At 62.5% G+C, this 21,176-nt stretch carries 9 protein-coding genes; 8 read left to right on the top strand and 1 reads right to left on the bottom strand.

All coding sequences use genetic code 11. The features are described from left to right. Positions 1-26 precede the first annotated feature (26 nt). A complete protein-coding gene (locus J4D99_RS13555; protein WP_208132260.1) occupies positions 27-4,283 on the bottom strand; it encodes a hybrid sensor histidine kinase/response regulator transcription factor in 4,257 nt (1,418 codons plus the stop codon). A gap of 283 nt (positions 4,284-4,566) precedes the next feature. Here J4D99_RS13555 and J4D99_RS13550 point away from each other — a divergent pair, with 283 nt between their 5' ends. The 8 genes from J4D99_RS13550 (at position 4,567) to J4D99_RS13515 (ending at position 21,010) form a co-directional block, all read left to right on the top strand. Continuing rightward, positions 4,567-6,417, top strand: coding sequence for a beta-galactosidase (locus tag J4D99_RS13550; protein ID WP_208132259.1), 1,851 nt, complete (start codon positions 4,567-4,569; stop codon positions 6,415-6,417). A 2-nt stretch (positions 6,418-6,419) separates the two neighbouring features. Next, a complete protein-coding gene (locus J4D99_RS13545; RefSeq protein ID WP_208132258.1) occupies positions 6,420-7,571 on the top strand; it encodes a glycoside hydrolase family 43 protein in 1,152 nt (383 codons plus the stop codon). Positions 7,572-7,873: 302 nt separating this feature from the next. Next, positions 7,874-10,894, top strand: coding sequence for a SusC/RagA family TonB-linked outer membrane protein (locus J4D99_RS13540; protein WP_208132257.1), 3,021 nt, complete (start codon positions 7,874-7,876; stop codon positions 10,892-10,894). Positions 10,895-10,927: 33 nt separating this feature from the next. Next, positions 10,928-12,517: a RagB/SusD family nutrient uptake outer membrane protein gene (locus J4D99_RS13535; RefSeq protein ID WP_208132256.1), complete on the top strand. Its 1,590-nt coding sequence runs from the start codon at positions 10,928-10,930 to the stop codon at positions 12,515-12,517. Positions 12,518-12,627: 110 nt separating this feature from the next. Further along, entirely contained in the window at positions 12,628-14,955 is a 2,328-nt protein-coding gene (locus tag J4D99_RS13530) for a glycoside hydrolase family 31 protein (RefSeq protein WP_208132255.1), read from the top strand. A gap of 257 nt (positions 14,956-15,212) precedes the next feature. Then, positions 15,213-17,267 carry a DUF2264 domain-containing protein gene (locus tag J4D99_RS13525; protein WP_208132254.1) on the top strand — a complete coding sequence of 685 codons (2,055 nt, stop codon included), beginning with the start codon at positions 15,213-15,215 and terminating at the stop codon, positions 17,265-17,267. A gap of 241 nt (positions 17,268-17,508) precedes the next feature. Continuing rightward, the gene (locus J4D99_RS13520; protein WP_208132253.1) at positions 17,509-19,152 is read left to right on the top strand and encodes an alpha-L-fucosidase; all 1,644 of its coding nucleotides are present in this window, start codon (positions 17,509-17,511) and stop codon (positions 19,150-19,152) included. Between the two features lie 301 nt (positions 19,153-19,453). Beyond that, a complete protein-coding gene (locus J4D99_RS13515) occupies positions 19,454-21,010 on the top strand; it encodes an alpha-N-arabinofuranosidase (protein ID WP_208132252.1) in 1,557 nt (518 codons plus the stop codon). Positions 21,011-21,176: the final 166 nt, after the last annotated feature.

Here is a 21,176-nt window from a genome sequence, read left to right as displayed (position 1 = left end):
TAACGGCTTGTCAACAGCCTCCGCAGCTAGGCATCAAGTGCCCGCGCTTCGCTGGTGGCCGCCAGGCTGGCCCGATGCTGCCGGGCATAGTCGGAAGGCGTGAGGTTGTAGATTTTCTGAAACGCCTTGCGGAAATACTTGGCGTCCTCGATGCCCACTTCGAAGGCTACTTCCGACACGCGCAAGGTGGTTTGAGCCAAGAGCTGGGCCGCACGCTTGAGGCGCACATCGCGGATAAACTCGACCGCCGTTTGGCCCGTGATGCTCTTGATGCGGCGGTAGAAAACCGACTGGCTCATGGCCATTTCGCGCACCAGCACCTGCACGCTGAACTCGGAGTCGCCGAGGTGCTTTTCGACCACCCCCATAGCCTGCTCCAAAAACTCGCGGTCGGCATCGGCCACTACTATCTCGGTGGGCTGCAGCAAGATGTGGCGCTGGTAAAACTCATGCAGCTTGCGCCGGTTGCGCAGCAGGCCCTCGGCCTTGGCTTGCAGGCGGGCCGGGTTGAAGGGCTTGCTCAGGTAGTCGTCGGCGCCCATGCCCAGGCCTTCCAGCTCGTGGGTTTCGGCGGTGCGGGCCGTGAGCAGCAGCACCGGAATGTGAGCCGTTTTAGGGTGCTGCTTGATTTTCTGGCACAGCTCCAGGCCATCGGAGCGCGGCATCATCACGTCGGAGATAATGAGGTCAGGCAGTTGGGCCAGGGCCGCCGCCCAGCCCACTAGGCCATCTTCGGCGGTCAGCACCTCGTAGTCGGCCTCAAAAATCTGGCGCAGGTACTCGCGCACCTCGTCGTTGTCTTCTACTACCAGCAGGCGCGGCGGGCCGGCCGGGGCAGGGCTAGCCGCCGAGTCATCGGCCTCGGCCAGCAGCAGGTCGTCGGGCAGGAAGCTGGCCTCCGCGCCAGCGCCAAGCTCTTCAGGTTGAATATCTTCGGGCTGCAGGTGCTGCTGGCCGAAGGGCAGGCGCAGCTCGAAGGTGGTGCCCACGCCCGGCGCGCTCACCACCGTGAGCTGGCCGCCGTGGCGCTGGGCAAACTGCCGGGCCAGCGCCAGCCCGATGCCGGTGCCGCTCATGCGCAGGGTGTTGGTGTGTGAGGCCTGGTAGTAGGGGTCAAAAATGCGCTCCAGCTCGTGCGGCTGAATACCCACGCCGGTATCGCTCACGCTGATTTTTAAGTAATTACCGGTCAGCTGCCCGCCCTGGTACACCGCCTCGTCGTCGGCATTGCCGATAACGGTGGCCCCTAGCTCGACCCGGCCCCGGTCGCCCACATACTTGAAGGCATTGGCCAGCAGGTTGGACAGGATAATTTCGAGCTTGCTGCGGTCGAAGTAGAGGCGCACCGGCTCGGCGGGCAGGTCGAGCACGTAGGCTACGCCGCGCTCCTGGGCCTTGAGTCGAAACATGCCGTAGAGCTCGCTAAGGAAGCGCCCGGCGTCGCCAAAGCTGGCCCGCAGCGGCACGTGGCCACTCTCCACCTTCCGAAAATCGAGCAGCTGGTTTACCAGGTCGAGCAGCTTGCGCGCCTGCTGGTGCATGAGCCGCACCTTGCCGCGCAAGTCGGGCACGGGGCCGGGGCTGCGCATAATGTCCTCCATCGGCCCTAGTATCAGGGTCAAGGGCGTGCGCAGCTCGTGGCTCACGTTGGTGAAAAAGCCCAGCTTGAGGCCGGTCAGCTCCTTCTCTTTCTCGGTTTGAAACTGCTCGAGCACCAGCTTGTTTTTGAGCTCCTGCTGGGTTATCTCAAAGCGCCGGTAGAGGATAATACCCCCTAGCAACACGCTGGCGTAGAGTAAATAAGCCCAGCCCGTCTTGTGCCACGGCGCCAGCACCTCAAAGGTCATGCTGGCGGGCTTCGCCGACCATACGCCCTCGCCGTTGCTGGCCTTCACGCGCAGGGTGTAGTGGCCGGGCGGCAGGTTGGCAAAGCTGGCGGTGCGCTGGCCGGGCGCCGGGTACACCCAGCTTTGGTTGTAGCCTTCCAGCTGGTAGGCGTAGCGGTTTTTCTGCGGGTTGGCGTAGTTCAGGCCTACAAACTCGACCGAAAAGTCATTCTCTGAAGGCTTGATGGTGACGGTTTGGGGCTGCGAGAGGGGGCTAGCCAGCACTACCCGGCCATTGAAGGGCTGGCCCACCGCCACCGGCTGGTTGGCAATGCGCAGGCCCGTGAGCTGCACCACCGGCGCATAAGGATTGGGCTGAATGGCCGAAGGCTGGAAGTAGCTGATGCCATTGATGCCGCCGAAGTAGAGCGTGCCATCGGCCCCGCGCGCCGCGGCCCCAATCTTAAACGCATTGCTTTGCAGGCCGTCGGCCACGTCGTAGCGTAGGTACTGGCGGGTGCGGGGCGTGAAGCGGTAGAGGCCCGTGCCGCCAATCCAGAGGTTGCCAGCATCGTCAGAAAGCAGGCTTTCGGCGTCGCTTTCGGGCAGATAGTCCTGGTAGCTGCGCAGGGTTTCGTGGCCCTGGGCATCGGTGCTGAGCTGGTGCAGCCCCCCGCCGATGGTGCCAATCCAGAGATTTTGCTGGCGGTCGAGCAGCAGGGGCCAGGTGTAGTTCACGCGCAGGCTATTGGCCGCCCCGGGCTCGTAGCGGTACTGGTGCAGCAGGCGCAGCGAGTCGGGCGTTACGCGCAGCTTCAGCAGGCCGGCATTGGTAGTGCTGGCCCACAGCACGTCGCGCTGCGCATCGACTAGCAGGAAGGTGAAATTGTTGGTAGGCAGGTTAGTATGTTGCATATCATACGCCCCTAGCAGCTTGCCGTCGAGACTCAGGCGCAGCAGTCCCTGGTCGAAGGTGGCGACCCAGAGCGTACCGTAGCGGTCTTCAGCCAGGCGCTCAATGCTCACCTTGCGCAGGCTCCGGCCGCCGGGCAGCTGGTCGTAGGTAGTGAGCTGCTCGTGGCCGGGCCGGCGTGAGAGGCGCACTAGGCCCCGGCCCCGGGTGCCAAACCACAGCGCGCCGTTGTGGGTCTGGCAAATAGCCGACACGTCGACGCCGCGCGCCACTCCGTTTTCCTTCTGGTTCAGGTAGTTACGATACGCCTGGCGGGTAAGGTCATAGGCCGATACGCCGTTGCGGGTACCGAGCCACAGCGTGTTGGTGGCCTCCTCCTTATACACGGCATTGATGTAGTTATTAGGCAGTGTGGCCTGGCCGCTCTGCTGGCGGCGCAGCCGGCCAAAGGGCTTTTGGTGCAAGTCTACTTTATTGAGGCCGCCCGCCGAGGCGCATAGCCACATCACCTGGGTGCGGTCTTCAAAAATCTGGTGCACCCGCTCCGAGTTGATGCTAAACAGCTCGCCATCTTTGGGCAGCAGCAGGGTAGGGGCAGCGCGCAGCGGCGGGGCGGTGCCCGTCACGGCCCCCGCTTCCCACACATACAGCCCGTAGATAGTGCCCACCCACAGCCGACCAAACGAGTCGAGCCGCAGGGCTTGCAGCTGCGGGTAGGTCTGAGCCTGCGGGTGGGCAGTGAGCTCGCGCACGGTGCGGCGGTTGGCCGCGCTCACCCAGAATACCTGCTGGTCGCTGCCAATCCAGAGGTCGCCGCGCCGGTCGAGGTGCAGCGCCCGCACCGGTGCCACAAAGGCCGTAGACTCGGCCACCAGGCCATCGGGGTGCACCACGCACAGGCCGAAGCTGTAGGTGCCCACCCAGATGTTGCCTTCGGCATCGGGCACCAGACTCGTTATATTGGGGCTAGCGCCGCCAGCCTGGCTAGCCAGGCGCACTTGGCGCAGGTCGGCTAGGGCCCCTTGCGCATCAAAGCTGAGCCGAAACAAGCCGGCCCGGGTGGTGCCCACCCACAGGTGGCCCTGGGCATCGGTGGTGAGGGCCGCCACGCTTTGGGTGGCGAGCAGCCGCAGCAGGGGCCTAGCTGCGGCTGGGGCCGGCTGGCTGGCCAGCAGCACAAGGCGGTCGGTGGCAGCATCGTAGCGCCCTAGGCCGCTGCGCTCGGTGCCCACCCACAGGCGGCCGTCGGGGGCGGCGTGCAGCACCTTGATGCGGTTGCCCGACACCCCGTTGGTATTAATGGGCAGCCAGTACTGCTTCAGCTCGTAGCCGTCGTAGCGGTCGAGGCCGTGGTTAGTGCCCACCCAGATAAAGCCGGCGCGGTCCTGGGCCACGGCCATGGCATCGCTGTGGCTCAGGCCCTGGTCTACGGTAAGGTGCTCGAAGCGGAAGTCGCTGGGCGCCGCGTCCTGCGCCTGGGCTAGCAGCGTCAGGCAGGCCAGCAGCCAGCTCAATAAAAGCCGATGAGAGAGAAAGGAAGGCATGGGTGGGAGCGCGGCCAGCCCGGCCAGCCGGGTTGGTTGCCCTAAACTACAACGGCCGCGGGCAGCAAGTTAAGCGGCCCGCGGACTAGGGCGGGTAGCCCGGCCGCCGCTCAATCTGCCCCCCCCTTTTGCCGAAAACACCCCTACCGCCGCCTGGCAGGCCCCGATAGCTTTGTCAAACTGTTGCGGATTCCCGTATCGGGTCAGGCATCGGCCAGGCAGTTAGTCTGCGCCAAGCCCGGCCGGTTTCAGCTCCGCTTTTTCACCTCCTATTCCTTTTCTCGTGCGGTCAGTTAGTGCCCTGCTACTAGCGCTGTCATTGGGCGGCCACCCGGCTCCCTCACCCCAGCACACCTTTGCCCTGGGCCGCGACCAGTTTTTGCTCGACGGCAAGCCTGTGCAGCTGATATCGGGCGAATTGCACTACCCGCGCATTCCGCGTGAGGCGTGGCGCAGCCGCCTCAAAATGGCCAAGGCGATGGGGCTGAATACCATCGGCACCTACGTGTTCTGGAACGTGCACGAGCCCCAGCCGGGCCAGTACGATTTCACGGGGAATAACGACGTGGCGGCCTTCGTGAAGATGGCTCAGGAGGAAGGCTTGTGGGTGATTTTGCGCCCCAGCCCCTACGTGTGCGCCGAGTGGGAGTTTGGCGGCTACCCCTACTGGCTGCAAAACGTGCCCGGCCTGAAAGTGCGCAGCCAGGAGCCCCAGTACGTGGCCGCCTATACTCGCTACCTGCAGGCCGTGGGCAAGCAGCTCGCCCCGCTGCAAGTCAACCACGGCGGCCCCATCCTCATGGTGCAGGTTGAGAATGAATACGGCAGCTATGGCGCTGACAAACAGTACCTGGCGCTCAATAAAAAACTCTTCGAGCAAGCCGGCTTCGATGGCCTGCTCTATACCTGCGACCCCGCGCCCGATGTGGCCAAGGGGCACTTGCCCGGCCTGCTGCCCGCCGTCAACGGCCTCGACAAGCCGGCCGAGGTGCGCAAAATAGTGCAAGCCAACCACGACGGCCAGGGGCCCTATTACATCGCCGAGTGGTACCCGGCGTGGTTTGACTGGTGGGGTGCCCCGCACCACACCGTGCCCGCCGCCCAGTACGCCGCCCCGCTCGACTCAGTGCTCAAGGCCGGGCTGTCGATAAACATGTACATGTTTCACGGCGGCACCACGCGGGGCTTTATGAACGGGGCCAATTACAAGGGCCCCAAAACTGACTATGAGCCTCAAGTCAGCAGCTACGACTACGACGCCCCGCTCGACGAAGCCGGCAACCCCACGGCCAAGTTCCGGGCCTTCCGCGAGGTGATTGCTAAATATCGGCCGGCTGGCGCGCCGCCCTTGCCGCCCGTGCCCGCTGCCAAGCCCAGCATGGCGCTGCCGGCTATGCAGCTGACGCGTGCGGCTAACCTATTCGACCGCCTGCCTGCCCCCGTGGCCAGCCAGCAGCCGCGCACCTTCGAGCAGCTCAAGCAGGCCTACGGCTTCGTGCTCTACCGCACTACCGTGGCCGGGGGCGGCGAGAAAACCCTGAAGCTGCGCGACCTGCGCGACTACGCCGTGGTGCTGGTCAATGGCCGCCGCGTGGGCACCCTCGACCGACGCCTGCGCCAGGACAGCCTGCGACTGGCCCTGCCCGCCGGGCGCGTGCAGCTCGACCTGCTGGTCGAAAACCTGGGCCGCATCAACTATGGTGAGTACCTGCTCCAGAACAACAAAGGCATCACCAAAAGCGTGACGCTGGGCGGCCAGCAGCTCACCGGCTGGCAGCACTACGGCCTGCCCTTCGACCAGGCTCCGGCCGTGGCCAAGGCTAGCGCCGCCGCGCCAAGCGCCGCCAGCGGCCCGGTGCTGCGGGCCGCCACCTTCACGCTAAGTCAGCCAGCCGATACCTACCTCGATATGCGGCAGTGGGGCAAGGGCGTGGTGTGGGTGAATGGCCATAACCTGGGCCGCTACTGGGCTATTGGCCCGCAGCAAACCCTTTACGTGCCGGCCGAGTGGCTTAAGAAAGGCCAGAATGAGGTGATGGTGCTTGAGCTGCTCAGGCCCCAGCAACGCACCCTAGCCGGCCTCGACCATCCCATCCTGAGCGAGCTGCAGCCAGCCCACAAACCAAGCAACTAGCGATGAAAAAGCCCCTTCTCCTCGGCGTGCTGCTGGCAGTGGCTAGCCTCGCACAGGCGCAGCAGCGCACGGCCTTCGAGCCCGGCAACGTGTGGCCCGACAACCACGGCACCCACCTCAACGCCCACGGCGCCGGGGCGCTCTACGACCACGGCCGCTACTACCTGTTTGGCGAGCACAAAATAGCTGGCCGCGCCGGCAACAGCGCCCAGGTGGGCGTGCACTGCTACTCCTCTAAAGACCTCTACAACTGGCAGGATGAGGGCATTGCCCTGGCCGTGGCGCCCGCCGGCTCGGGCTCCGAAATTGAGAAGGGCTGCGTGCTGGAGCGCCCCAAGGTGGTGTTCAATAAAAAGACCGGCCAGTACGTGATGTGGTTTCACCTCGAGCTGAAGGGCCAGGGCTACGCCGCCGCCCGCACTGCCGTGGCCGTGAGCAGTAAGGCCACCGGGCCCTACCGCTACGTGCGCTCGTACCGGCCCGGCGCCGGCCAGTGGCCGCTAGGGTATCAGGAGGGCTGGAAGCAGCCCCAGCCCGGCGAGGCCGCCCTAAAGTGGTGGACGCCCGAGTGGCGCACGGCCGTGGCGCAGGGCCTGTTTGTGCGGCGCGACTTCGACAAGGGCCAGATGGCCCGCGACATGACCATCTTCGTCGATGACGATGGCAAGGCCTACCACGTTGCTTCCTCCGAGGAAAACCTGACCCTGCACCTGGCCGAGCTGACGGATGACTACCAGGGCTTTACCGGTAAGTGGGCCACCATTGCGCCGGCTGGGCACAACGAGGCGCCCGCCCTGTGCAAGCGCGGCGGCAAGTACTACCTCATTACCTCGGGCTGCACCGGCTGGGCACCCAACGCGGCCCGCTCGTTTGTGGCTAGCTTCATCTGGGGGCCGTGGCAACAGCTCGGCAACCCCGCTACCGGCGCCGATGCCGATTCGACTTACCACTCGCAGAGCACCTACATTTTGCCCGTAGCCGGTAAGAAAGATGCCTTCATTTTTATGGCCGACCGCTGGACGCCCAGCAACCCCATCGACGGCGGCTACATCTGGCTGCCCCTCAGCTTTGAGGGCGACCAGCCGCGCCTGCGCTGGGCCGACCGCTGGACCCTCGGCGTGTTTGACCAGCCGAAGTCCGGCGCAGCGCAGTAGGCAAGTGTGTAAGGTCAAGCTTATGATTCATAAGAATTTGTGAAATTACAGAGCATGAGTTGAGCAATAAAAGGTTGAAACCACCCCCTTTTTTATCTAAAATGACCCGTTGTTTATTTTCGACGAGCCACTACTTTTGAATCGCTCCGCACAGGTCTTGCCGGGTGATAAAATCCCGGCTTTTTACTTGTGGGCAGCGCTGAATTTCTCGGGCGTAACGGTCGGCTTTGTTGAAGCAGCTACGTTCTTGCACTACCTTTTTTCTCCCACCCAGGCTGCTTCTGTAGCCATTTTTTTTCTCTATGCAGGCAAAGTCTATACTCCTGTACGGGGCCTTGTTGCCACTGTCGGTGGCGCCAGTTCCCGGCATCGCACGCGCCACTTGGGCACCGCGCGCACTAGAACTGCCCACTGCCGAGGGCACCATCACGGGCACCGTGCTCGATGAAAAAGGCGCTGGCCTACCCGGCGTGACGGTGGTGCTGAAAGGCACTTCCTTTGGTACCTCAACTGATGCCGACGGCAAATTCACCCTCCGCATCCCCGACGGTACCGTTACCCCCACGCTCGTCATTTCGTCGGTGGGCTATGTAAAGCAGGAAATTCCGGTGGGCGGGCGCACTAACCTCACCGTGAACCTGGTGCAAAATACCCAGGACCTCAACGAGGTGGTGGTAGTAGGCTACGGCACCCAAAAGCGCTCCGACGTCACGGGCTCCGTAGTGTCGGTGCCGCAAGACCGCTTGGAGAAAATTCCGGTGTCGAACGTGGCGCAGGCGCTTGCCGGCTCGGTGGCGGGCGTCAATATTGTGACGGGCTCGGCGGTACCGGGGTCGCAGCCCAGCATTCAGGTGCGGGGCGTACGCTCGATTACGGCCAGCACCGACCCCTACATCATCGTGGACGGGCTCCCGTTTCCGGGCAACCTCAACGACATTAACTCCAACGACATTGGCTCGATTGAGATTTTGAAGGACGCCAGCTCGACGGCCATTTACGGCACGCGCGGCTCCAACGGGGTAATTCTGATAACCACTAAGCGCGGAAAAACTGGCAAGCCCGAAATTCGCTACAATGGCTATGGGGGGCCCGAATACTTGGTGCAGCGCCTGCACCCGCTCGACGGCCCAGCCTACGCCCAGAAGTACTTGGACTTTGCCGCTCAGCGCGGCTTCACGCCCACCCAGCCCCTACCTAACGCTAGCGAGGTGGCTAACCTGCAAGCGGGCAAAACGGTGGACTGGATAAAGGAAATTGGGCAGCAGGGTTCCATCCAGGACCATAACCTGTCTATTTCGGGGGGCACCGATAACGTGAAGTACTTCGTGTCGGGCGAGTTTTTCAAGCAGCAGGGCACCGTTAAGGGCTTCAATTTTCAGCGCATCAGCCTGCGCTCCAATATCGACGCCACCATCACCCCGTGGCTGCGCATCGGCACCTCGTCTTTCTTCTCCACCAACAACGACAACGGCGGCCGGGCCAGCCTCACACTGGCGCAGGTAGTAAGCCCCTACGGCAACGAGTATAACGCCGACGGCACCTACGCCATCTATCCCGAAACGCCGGAGCTGTTTTATACCAACCCGCTGCTGCCCGTGACCACGACCCGCGAAAGCCGGGTGAACCAGCTCACCGGCACGGGCTACGCCGAAGTGGCCCCTACCTTCCTGAGCGGGCTCAAGTACCGCCTGAACGCCTCGTACTCGTACCGGCCCTATCGCTATGCCTACTACCAGGGCCGGCCCTACGGCGACCTTTACGGCACGGCGCAGCTCACCAACGATGAGCGGATGAACTACACCATCGAGAACATTCTGAGCTATAACAAGGACTTTGGCAAGCACCACTTTGATGCAGTAGCGCTCTACAGCGCCCAGCAAAACACCTTCTTCACGACTACCGAAAACGGCCGGGGCTTCATCAACGACCAGACGGCATTCAACAACATCGGCTCGGGCTCGATTACGCCCACCATCAGCTCGTACAGCGAGCGTCGGGGGCTGCTTTCGCAGATGGTCCGCGTGAACTACAACTACGATAGCCGCTACCTACTTACCCTGACGGCCCGCCGCGATGGCTCGTCGGTATTCGGCGCTAATACCGATAAATACAATGTTTTCCCCTCGTTTGCGCTGGGTTGGAACGTGGCCAACGAAGAGTTTCTCAAGAACAACTCGCTGCTGAACGTGCTGAAGCTGCGCTTTTCGTACGGTATCACCGGCAACGAAGGTATTAATCCCTATCAGACCATTACGGGCCTGGCTCAGCTGCAGTACGCCTACGCGGGCGTGACGTCGACGGGCCTGCGGGCCAACGTGCTCGGCAATGCCAACCTGAAGTGGGAACAGACGGGTAGCACCAACTACGCCATTGATTTTGGCATCCTGAAAAACCGTATTACGGGTACGGTAGAGTACTACGACGCCAAAACCAGCAACCTGCTGCTCAACCGCCAGATTCCGATTATTACAGGCTACGGCTCTATTCTGGACAACGTAGGTTCAGTGCACAACCAGGGCATTGAGGTGGCCCTGACCACGGCCAACCTGCAGCTAGCCAACTTCACCTGGGAAACCACGCTGAATTTTTCGGCCGTGCGCAACCGCGTGACGCAGATATACGGCACCGGTGGCGATGACATCGGCAACAACCTGTTTATAGGCAAGCCGCTGCGGGGCGTGTACGACTACGTGAAAACCGGCGTGTGGCAGGTGGGCGAAGATGCCAGCGCGCTAGACCCCGGCGCTAAGCCCGGCGACCTGAAGTTTGCCGACCTCAACGGCGACGGCAAAATCACGAGCCTCGACCGCCAGTACCTGGGTTCAAACCTGCCCGACTGGCAAGGTGGCATCACCAATACGTTCACGTATAAAGGCTTGAGCCTACGGGTATTCTTCCAGACTGTACAGGGCGTGTTGCGGCGCAACGACAACCTAAACATTCTCGACTTGGGCGGCCGCGCTAACCTGGTGCAGGAAGTAGGCTACTGGACGCCCCAGAACATGAGCCAGGACCGCCCCGGCCTCAACTACACCAACCCCCGCGGCTACCGCTACCCCAGTAACGGCAGCTTTACGCGCCTCAAGGACGTGACGCTGAATTACAGCTTTCCGGCCGCGTTGACCGAGAAAATGCACCTGGGCAACCTGTCGGTGTACGTGAGTGGGCGCAACCTCTACACTTGGACACCCTGGGTAGGCTGGGACCCCGAGCAGAACTATGCCGTTGGTAGTGGCGCTGGCGACGTCAACAGCAATGGTGGCATTGTCAACTTCCCCAACGTGCGCACCATCGTAGCTGGCCTCAACATCAGCCTGCGCTAACTCCTTCCTCCCACCCGACTTATTGATTTGATTATGAAACGTATCGTATTAGCTGTTGTGGGCCTGCTGGGCACCGCGCAGCTACTTAGCTCGTGTAAGAAAGACTACCTGAACGAAACGCCGCCGTCGCTCTACGCGCCCCAGACGGTGCTCATTGATTCGCTGGGCTTTGAGGCCGCCATGGGCGGCTTGCAGTCGGTGGTGCGCGAGCAGTACACGACCGATGCGCCGGGCCAGGGCCTGCTGGGGGTAATGCAGGAAGGCACCGACGTGTGCATTCCGGGCCAGGTGCAGGGCGCCGAAGTGCCCTATTACAACTACAACCTGCTCAACTCGCAGGACGGTGCCGCTGCCTACTGGTGGGGCTGGGCTTACCGCACCATCAACAACGCTAACCAGATTATTGCGGGGGCGGCCGCCGCGCCGGCCTCGCTGCGCCAGGGCTACAAGAACCGTATTTCAGCCGAGGCCCGCTTCTACCGCGCCTACGCCTACGACTTTCTGGCCACGCTCTGGGGCGACGTACCGCTGATTGACGCGCCCCTGACTTCACCGCGCACCGACTTCACTCGTGCGCCAGTGGCTACAGTCAACGACTTTATCGTGAGCGACCTGACTACGGCTATTCCCAGCATGTTCAATGCCAATAAGGCAGCCTCGGGACGCATTGCGCAGGGCGCGGCCCAGCAGCTGCTGGGGCAGGTATACCTGCGCATGGGCAAGAATGACCTGGCCCAGGCACAACTTCAAAACGTTATCAACAGCGGGTTATATAAGCTGATATCGGCTCGCTACGGCGTGCGCGCCAGCCAGCCAGGCGACTACTTCTCCGATATGTTTATCGTGGGTAACCAGCGCCGCAACCAGGGCAATACCGAGCTTATCTGGGGTATCGAGCAGCAGTTGCTGGTACCCGGCGGTGAAACCGTCGCCCAGCAGCGCCGCATGTGGGTGCCGGGCTACTACAATATCAAAGGCATGGTCATCGCCGACTCGATGGGGGGGCGCGGCCTCGGGCGGATGCGTCTCAGCAATTGGGTCGACTATCAGCTGTACCCACCCAAGGAAACGGACGACATGCGTAACTCGCGATACAATCTCCACCGCCGCTTCTACTACAATGACCCCGCGCAAACGGCCCTCTACGGCAAGCGCGTGACCGGGCTGAAGGGCACCGATACTATCTACTTCATCACGCCCTACACCACCAAGTGGAACCAGTATAACCCGGCCGATGCCTTCGGCTACGGTACCATCAAAGACTTGACCATGATGCGCCTGGGCGAAACCTACCTGCTGCTGGCCGAGGCGCAGTTCAAGCAAGGCAACACGGCCGGCGCTGCCGCCAGCATCAACGTGCTGCGCACCCGCGCCAAGGCCGCGCAGGTCACGGCCAGCCAGATTGACCTCAACTTTATCCTCGACGAGCGCGTGCGCGAATTGATAGGGGAGGAGCAGCGCCGCCTCACGCTTATGCGCACCGGCACGCTTGTCGAGCGCACCCTGCGCCTGAACGGGGCCTCGGTGCAGGGCCTCACTACCAAGAACCTGCTGCTGCCCATTCCGCAAACTTCTATCGACCTCAATACCAACGGCAACCTGACTCAGAACCCCGGCTACTAGCCGCTAGGGGAGGTGAGGGCAAAGACCGGGGCCTGTTTGTGGGAAAGGCAGGTTCCGGTTCTTTTGCTGTCAGATGAGTCCATAATTCACGGGGTGGTATGCCAGGCCGAATGACTAAATACTACGCATTGCTCGCCAGCTTGCTGCTGGCGAATACGTCGGGCTGGGCACAGTCGTACCAGCGCACTTCTCAAGGTCTCAAGGCTAGCCTTGAGACCTTTGACGTTGAAATTCGGTTTTACAGCCCCCAAATAGTGCGGGTGCTGAAAACGCCCAAGGGTGGCCCGCCGCGCCTGGCTAGCCTGTCGGTAATCAAAGAGCCCCAGGCTACCGCGCTCACCCTAGCCAGCACCGATAGCACCGTGACGCTGACCAGCCAGGCGCTGCGCGTGCGCCTGGGGTTGCGCCGGGGCAATGTGGCCATCGACCAAGCCGCCGGTGCCCCGCTGTTGCACGAAACCCGGGCGGCCATCCGCTTTAGACCCAACCAGGGCCCCGATGCCGGTACTTACGCCGTGCGGCAGGCCTTCCGGCTAGCCCCCGACGAGGTGATTTACGGCCTGGGGCAGCAGCAAAACGGCAAGCTTAACCAGCGCGGCCAGCGGGTGCGGCTAGCGCAGCACAACACGAGCGTGGCCATTCCCTTCTTCCAGTCGGCGAAGGGCTACGGCATTTTCTGGGACAATTACTCGCCCACCACCTTTGCCGATACGCTGCAGGAAACGTCGTTTGCATCGGAGGTGGGCCGCGCGGCCGACTACTACGTGCTGTATGGCGGCACCACCGATGGCGTGGTGGCCCAGCTGCGCGAGCTCACCGGCCAGGCCCCGCTCATGCCGCTGTGGGTGTACGGCTTCAGCCAGTCGCGCGAGCGCTACAAGACGCAGGTGGAACTGGTAGATGTGGTGAAGCGCTACCGGGCGCTAGGGGTGCCCCTGGACGGCATTGTGCAGGACTGGCAGTACTGGGGCAAGGACGACAACTGGAACGCCATGAGCTTTGACCCCGCCACCTTCCCGCGGCCGCAGCAGATGGTAGACTCGGTACACTTGCTCAAGGCCCACCTGTTTATTGTGGCCTGGCCCGGCTTCGCCCCCAAAACGCCGCAGTACCAGGAGTTTGCGAGCAAGAACATGCTCCTGAACTTTGATACCTGGCCGCCCGGTGCCAACACCAAGCCCTACGACGTGTACAACCCGGCGGCGCGCGCTATCTACTGGCGCTACCTCAACAAGGGTATCTTCTCCCTGGGGCCCGATGCCTGGTGGCTCGACTCGACCGAGCCGGACCACATCAACGAAAAGCCCACGGACTTCGACCAGCCCACCCACCTGGGCACCTACCGCAGCGTGCAGAATGCCTTCCCACTGCAGCACGTGCGTGGCGTGTACGAGCACCAGCGCGCCACCTCCGAGGCCAAGCGCGTGATGCTGCTCACGCGCTCGGCCTTTGCCGGGCAGCAGCGCTACGGCTCCAATACCTGGAGTGGCGACGTAGGCTCGAGCTTCGAAACGCTGAAAAAGCAGGTGCCCGCGGCGCTTAACTTCTCGCTCACCGGCCTGCCTTATTGGAACGCCGACATCGGTGGTTTCTTCGCCGGCTCATTCAAAAAGGATGGCGGGGCCAAGAACCCAGCCTTCCAGGAGCTGTACGTGCGCTGGATGCAGTTTGCGACCTTCACGCCCATGATGCGCTCGCACGGCACCGACATTCCGCGCGAGATATACCAGTTTGGCCAGCGCGGCGACTGGGCCTTCGATGTGCAGGAGCAGTTTATCAACCTGCGCTACCGCCTGCTGCCCTACCTCTACGGCACGGCCTGGCAGGTTACGAGCCACGGCGGCTCCATTATGCGGCCGCTGGCGGCAGCGTTTGGGCGCGATAGGGCTAGCCTCGACCAGTCCGGCGAGTTTTTGTTTGGGCAGTCATTTCTGGTGGCACCCGTCACGGAAGCGGGCACCAAAACCAAGTCAGTGTACCTGCCAGCCGGCGCCACTTGGTATGACTTCTGGACCGGCCAACGGCTCACCGGGGGCCAGACGGTGGCCCGCGCGTGCCCCATTGAGCTGCTGCCGGTGTATGTGCGTGCCGGGGCCATCGTGCCCTGGGGCCCCAAGGTGCAGTACGCCGGCGAGAAGAAGTGGGACCATCTGGAAATCAGGGTATACCCCGGCGCCAACGGCGAGTTTACGCTGTATGAGGATGAGGGCGACAGCTACCGCTACGAGAAGGGCGCCCGCAGCGAAATCACTTTCCGCTGGGACGATGCCAAGCGCCAGCTCACCATCCAGAACCGCCAGGGCAGCTTCCCCGGCATGCTGGCGCGCCGCACCTTCCGCCTGGCCCTAGCCGGCCCCCAAAACGGTGCGGGCGTGGCGCCGGCTAAGGTGGTGAAAGCAGTGTCTTACGCAAGTAAACAACTAGTTGTCAAGTTGTAGCCAGCCCTGCCCACTGCTGCTCAACGCCGGCCTTAGTGCAAGAAGGAGCGGACTAATGGCCCTTAGCCCGATGGTGCTGGTGCGATTACCTCACCCTCACCTGCTACGCAACATGCTCGCAAGCACAAACGGCATTGGGTGACAGTGAGACGCGACTAGGGCACTGGCTTCGCTAAAACTAATTAAAAGCAATTTATCCCTAGCGCTCCTGCTTAGCCAGTCGGGCCGTTGCGGATTCGTCAATCATTCTACACTTCGTGCGCACTTCCCCCTTTTTCCCACCCGCGGCTGCCGTGCTGCTCGCCGCCCTGGCCCTAGGTTCAGCCCGCGCTCAAACGCCCGCTACGCCCTACTTCGATACGCACGTGGGCCCGCCGGCCACGAAGCTGCCGCTCTTCGAGGTCCAGCGCCCCGACAAAAAGCTGAGCCCATTCACGGGCATGACGCGCCGGCACTGGCAGGATGCTGCCCGCTACCTGCTCGGCGGCGCCTTCAGCTACGTGCACGCCCTCGACGACCCCATGCAGTTTCCGAAGCAGCCGGGCAAGACCTATCCGCGCACCGCTAGCCAGGTGCCCACCGAGAAGCTCGAAGGCCTGTGCCGCACGCTGTTTATGGCCGCGCCGCTGCTCAAAGAAGACCCTAGCCTGACCCTGAACGGCGTGAAAGTAGGCGACTACTACCGCCACCAGCTGGTGCAGCTCGTCAACCCGGCCAGCCCGAGCTTCATCCAGCCCCGCGCCAAGGATGGCGGCCCTAGCCAGAACCTGGTAGAGTTTGGCGGGCTGAGCGTGGCGCTGTTTGCGGCGCCCGAAATCTTGTGGGACCCGCTGCCCCAGGCTACCAAAGATGCCCTGGCCGCCACCATGCTCAGCTACGGCGATGGCCCCACCGTGCCCCAAAACTGGCGCTACTTCAACATCTTCATTCTCAGCTTCTACAAAAGTCGCGGCTACCAGGTAAACGAAAAGCTGATGGAAGAATACCTCCAGAAGCAGCTCGGCCACTACCACGGCGAGGGCTGGTACGACGACGCGCCCACCTTCGACTACTACAGCATGTGGGCCTTCCAGATGTACGGCCGGGTGTGGAGCGAGTACTTTGGGCGCCAACACTATCCGCAGATAGCTGCCCAGCTCGCTGCCAACTTCGCCCCACTCAAAAACAATTACCCCTACCAGTTTGGGCGCGATGGCAGCATGCTTATGTGGGGCCGCAGCATCACCTATCGCTTTGGGGCGGTGGTGCCTTTTCCGCTGATGGGGCTGCAGCCCGACCCTAGCGTGAACTACGGCTGGATGCGCCGCATTGCCTCCGGCGCGCTGCTGCAGTTCCTGCAAAACCCCGATTTCTTGCAGGATAATATCCCCAACCTGGGCTTCTATGGGCACTTCGAGCCCGCCTTGCAAGCTTACAGCTGCCGGGGCAGCGTGTTTTGGATGGGCAAGGCCTTCCTGGGGCTGCTGGTGCCGGCCGACAATCCGTTCTGGACGGCCACCGAAAACGAGGGGCCGTGGGCCAGTGCGTTCAAGCCCGGCACGGTAGTAAACAAGTTTGAGCCCGGCCCCAACATCCTCGTCACCGACTACCCCAACAGCGGCGCGGCCGAGCTGCGCGACGCCCCGCACCAGCCCGCCAGCGATGCCAACCGCGGCAACGAGAACTACAACCGCCTGAGCTACAACACCGCTTTTCCGTGGCAGGCCGACGGCCCCAACGGCGAGGTGGCCATGAGCTACGTCTTTAAAAACCAGGCCGGTAAGTGGGAGCCGCTACGCTTCTACAACTTCAAAAAGTATGAAGACGGCGTGTACTACCGCGACGCCACCGTGGAAAGTACCCCCGGCCTGAAGCTGCGTCTGTCCGAAATGCCGCTGCCCAACGGCATCCTGCGCGTAGACCAGAACGCGAGCACCGAGGCCACGGCGGTGCGGCTAGGCCACTACGCCCTGCCCAACCTCACGGGTACCATCCGGCGCAGCACCCGGCGGGTGCAGGGCCACGAAGTGCGCCTCCTCGACAACGGGACTTACCAGCTCGCCCTGGTGCCCCTGGCGGGCTGGGACCACACCGAGGCCGTGGATGCTACCGACCTAAACCCCGTGAAGCCCAGCAGCACCGTGCTCGACGCCGTGAGCAGCACTGCGCCCACCAATAAGCTGTTTGCCACGCTCTTGCTCTGGAAAAAATCGGGCGAGAAGTGGACTGACGCCGAATTGGTACCGGTGCGTCAGCTAGCCCCCGCAGCCGATGGTAGCGTGGCAGTGACCCTGGCCGACGGCAGCCGCAAGCTGCTGAAATTTGAGCAGTAGCACTTGAGCCGCCGAAGGCAATTGCGATGACCCTAGCGGCGGACTACCAGTGGTAGCGCTGAGGCATCAAGCTCGCTTAAAGCTGAGAATGGGGCTGATTACCAGATATATTGCTTGAGCGAACTTGTGCGAAGAAGTATTTGCTAGCCCCAGCCCCGAACTACTAAGAGTATAAGCCGCCGTGTCGTCTGGCCGGCTCACCCTGATAATTGACCCTTTTCCCACCCTTCTGGCTTACTGTATGAATCGTCGCAACGTGCTGAAAAACTTGGCCCTGGCAGCCCCCGCTGCCTGGTTGCCCAGTGTGGTGGCCGGTCAAAATTGGTCGCCGCTGGCGCCACCTCCCGCCGGGTCTTTCCAGCCTACCTGGGAATCGTTGAGCGGCTACCAGGTGCCTGAGTGGTTTCGCGATGCCAAGTTTGGGCTGTGGGCGCACTGGGGGCCGCAGTGCCAACCCGAGCACGGCGACTGGTATGCCCGCAACATGTACCGGGAAGGCAGCGACCAGTACAAATTTCACGTTGAGAAATACGGCCATCCATCCAAGTTTGGCTTCAAAGATGTTATCAATACTTGGCGGGCCGAAAACTGGAATCCCGACGAGCTGCTAGCCTTCTACAAGCAGGCAGGAGCCAAATACTTCGTGGCCCTGGCTAACCACCACGACAACCTCGACCTCTACCAAAGCCAGCACCAGCCTTGGAACGCCACCCGCGTCGGGCCCAAAAAAGACCTGGTAGGCGGCTGGGCCCGGGCGGCCCGCAAGCAGGGGCTGCGCTTTGGCGTGAGCGTGCACGCCGCCCATGCCTGGAGCTGGTACGAGCCAGCCCAGGGCACCGATAAAACCGGCCCGCTGGCCGGGGTGCCTTATGATGGACGGCTGACTGCCGCCCAGGGCCGCGGCCAGTGGTGGCAGGGCTACGACCCGCAGGCACTTTATGCGCAAAGCCACGCGCGGGGTGCTAAAAATATTGATAACGGGCTGGCGCAGTGGAACTGGGGCGAGGGCATGGTGCCGCCCGACAAGGAGTACTGCGAGAAGTTTTACCGGCGCACCGCCGAACTCATTGACCGCTACGAGCCCGACTTGGTGTACTACGACGACACGGCGCTGCCGCTGTGGCCCGTCAGCGACGTGGGTCTGCGCCTGACGGCCGAGCAGTATAATGCCAGCATGCGCCGCCACGGCGGCCGCAACGAGGCCGTGGTCACGGGCAAGGTGTTGACCGAGCCGCAGCGCCACTGCATGGTCTGGGATATTGAGCGGGGGCAAAGCGCGCACATCGAGCCGCTGCCTTGGCAAACCTGCACGTGCCTAGGCGACTGGCACTACGACCGCCGCATCTACGACCGGCACGGCTATAAGAGCGCCCAAACGGTAGTGCATACCCTGGTAGACGTGGTGAGCAAAAACGGTAACCTGCTGCTGAGCGTGCCCGTGCGCGGCAACGGCACCATCGACGAGCAGGAGCGAGCCATTGTGCAAAGCATCGGTACCTGGCTGGCGGCCAATGGCGAGAGCATTTACGGCACCCGGCCTTGGCAGGTGCTGGGCGAGGGCCCGGCCCTGGCCAGCAGCGCCGAGCTGTCGGCGCAGGGCTTCAACGAGGGCAAAGGCAAACCCTTTGGCGCTCAGGATATCCGTTTTGCGGTGAAAGGCAATGTGCTCTACGCCACGGCGCTAGGCTGGCCCACCGATGGGCAGCTGCTCATTGCTACGCTAGCCGCGGGTAGCCCGCAGCGGCCGCAGCCCGTGCGCCGCGTCGAGCTGCTCGGCCACGCCGGCCCACCCCTCACGTTCGAGCGCACGGCCCAGGGCCTGCGGGTGCAGCTACCGGCCCAGGCTCCGGCGGCCGGGTTGGCTTATGCCTTTCGCATCACGTAGGGGCTAGCGCGGCTTATAACCAAGTGCTTAAGCAACGCATAGTTGAGCACCTGTTGGTGGGACACCTGTTTGGCGGCATTCCGGACCCGCTACCGGTGCGGGTCGCGCACCCGTGCTGGTAGCGCGGCTTTTGTTGGAAACAGATGCACAATCGATTGTGCAATGATGCTACTTTTGCCCGTACCATGCAGAGCGCTCGCTATCGGCTTGCGTTTTCTCGTGGCTGCTAGGGCTGCGCGCATCGGCACAGCCCTAGCAGCCACATCTAGGCAATCCTGACTTCATCTTCTACCACTTTTCCATGCCCACCCCATTTCTGCGTCGCGCGGCGCTGGCCGCTGCCTGTGCGGCCCCGCTGCTAGCCTCCGCCCAAACCATCCAGCTAACTGTGCAGCCCGGCGACCCTAAACTTGTGGTAAGCAAGCACATTCAGGGGCAATTTGCCGAGCACCTGGGGCGCTGCATCTACGGCGGCTTCTGGGTAGACCCTAGCCTGCCCGTGCCCAAGCAAGGCCGTATTCGCATGGATATAGTGCAGGCCCTGCAGAAGATTCACGTGCCCAACCTACGCTGGCCCGGCGGCTGCTTTGCCGATACCTATCACTGGCACGATGGGGTAGGCCCCACCGCCCAGCGCCCCAAAATGTTGAATCTGTGGTGGGGCAACACCCTGGAAGACAATAGCTTCGGTACCCACGAATTTCTGGAGCTGTGCCAGTTGCTGGGCACCGAGCCCTACCTAGCGGCCAATGTGGGCAGCGGCACGGTGCAGGAAATGTCGAACTGGATGGAGTACCTCAACTCCAACGAGGATACGCCCATGGTGCTGGAGCGCCGCAAAAATGGCCACCCCGAGCCCTACCACGTGAGCTGGTGGGGAATTGGCAACGAAAGCTGGGGCTGCGGCGGCAACATGACGCCCGACTACTACACCAGCGTGTACAAGCGCTACGCCACCTTCGCCCACGACTACCCCGGCACCAAGCTCAGGCGCATTGTGAGCGGGGCCAATGGCGACGATGCGAACTGGACCGAGACGTGCATGAAAAACATCCCGCTCAACCAGATGTGGGGCCTCACCCTGCACCAGTACACGCTGCCCACCGGCAGCTGGAGCGGCAGCAAGGGCAAAGCCACCGGCTTTGGCGAGCAGGAGTACTTCAATACCCTGCGCAACGCCTTGAAAATGGACGCCATAGTAGCCAAGCACGCGGCCATTATGGACAAGTATGACAAGGACAAGAAGGTGGCCCTGCTGGTAGATGAGTGGGGCGTGTGGACCGATGTGGAGCCTGGCACCAACCCGGGGTTCCTTTATCAGCAAAATTCGCTGCGCGATGCCCTAGTGGCCGGCACCACCCTCAACATCTTCAATAATCACTGCGACCGGGTAAAGGGTGCCAACCTGGCCCAGGCCGTAAACGTGCTGCAGGCCCTGGTGCTGACCGACAAGGAGAAGATGCTGCTCACGCCCACCTACCACGTGTTCGACCTCTACCAGGTGCACCAGGATGCCGAGTACCTGCCCCTGCAGTTCGCTAGCCCCGACTATGGGCTCGGCAGCGAGAAAATCCCGGCCCTGAACGCTTCGGCTTCTAAGGATAAGAACGGGGCCGTGCACATCTCGCTTGTGAACCTCGACCCGCACAAGGCCCTGACCATCGAAACCGCCTTGCCCGGCGTGAGCTGGAAAACCGTGACCGGCCGGGTGTTGACTTCGGCCAACGTGAGCGATTACAATACCTTCGAGAAGCCCGACAACATCAAGCTGGCCGCTTTTACCGGGGCCAAAAAGCATGGCGACAAGCTAGCCATAGCCCTGCCGCCCAAGTCGGTGGTCGTGCTAGAGCTGAAGTAACTGCTAGTTAAGAGCGTGTTTGAAAATTTATAGAGACCGTCATGCTGAGCCTGTCGAAGCATCTCTACCGCTTCGTTAGAGTTACTACCCCTAGCGGTCCGGTAGAAATGCTTCGACAGGCTCAGCATGACGGTCTAAATTCAAGAAGTGAGCTGGCTAGCTGGCT

This window comes from Hymenobacter sp. BT559, from assembly GCF_017571525.1.
Taxonomy (GTDB): domain Bacteria; phylum Bacteroidota; class Bacteroidia; order Cytophagales; family Hymenobacteraceae; genus Hymenobacter; species Hymenobacter ginsengisoli.
This window is presented reverse-complemented; position numbering and strand designations above follow the sequence as displayed.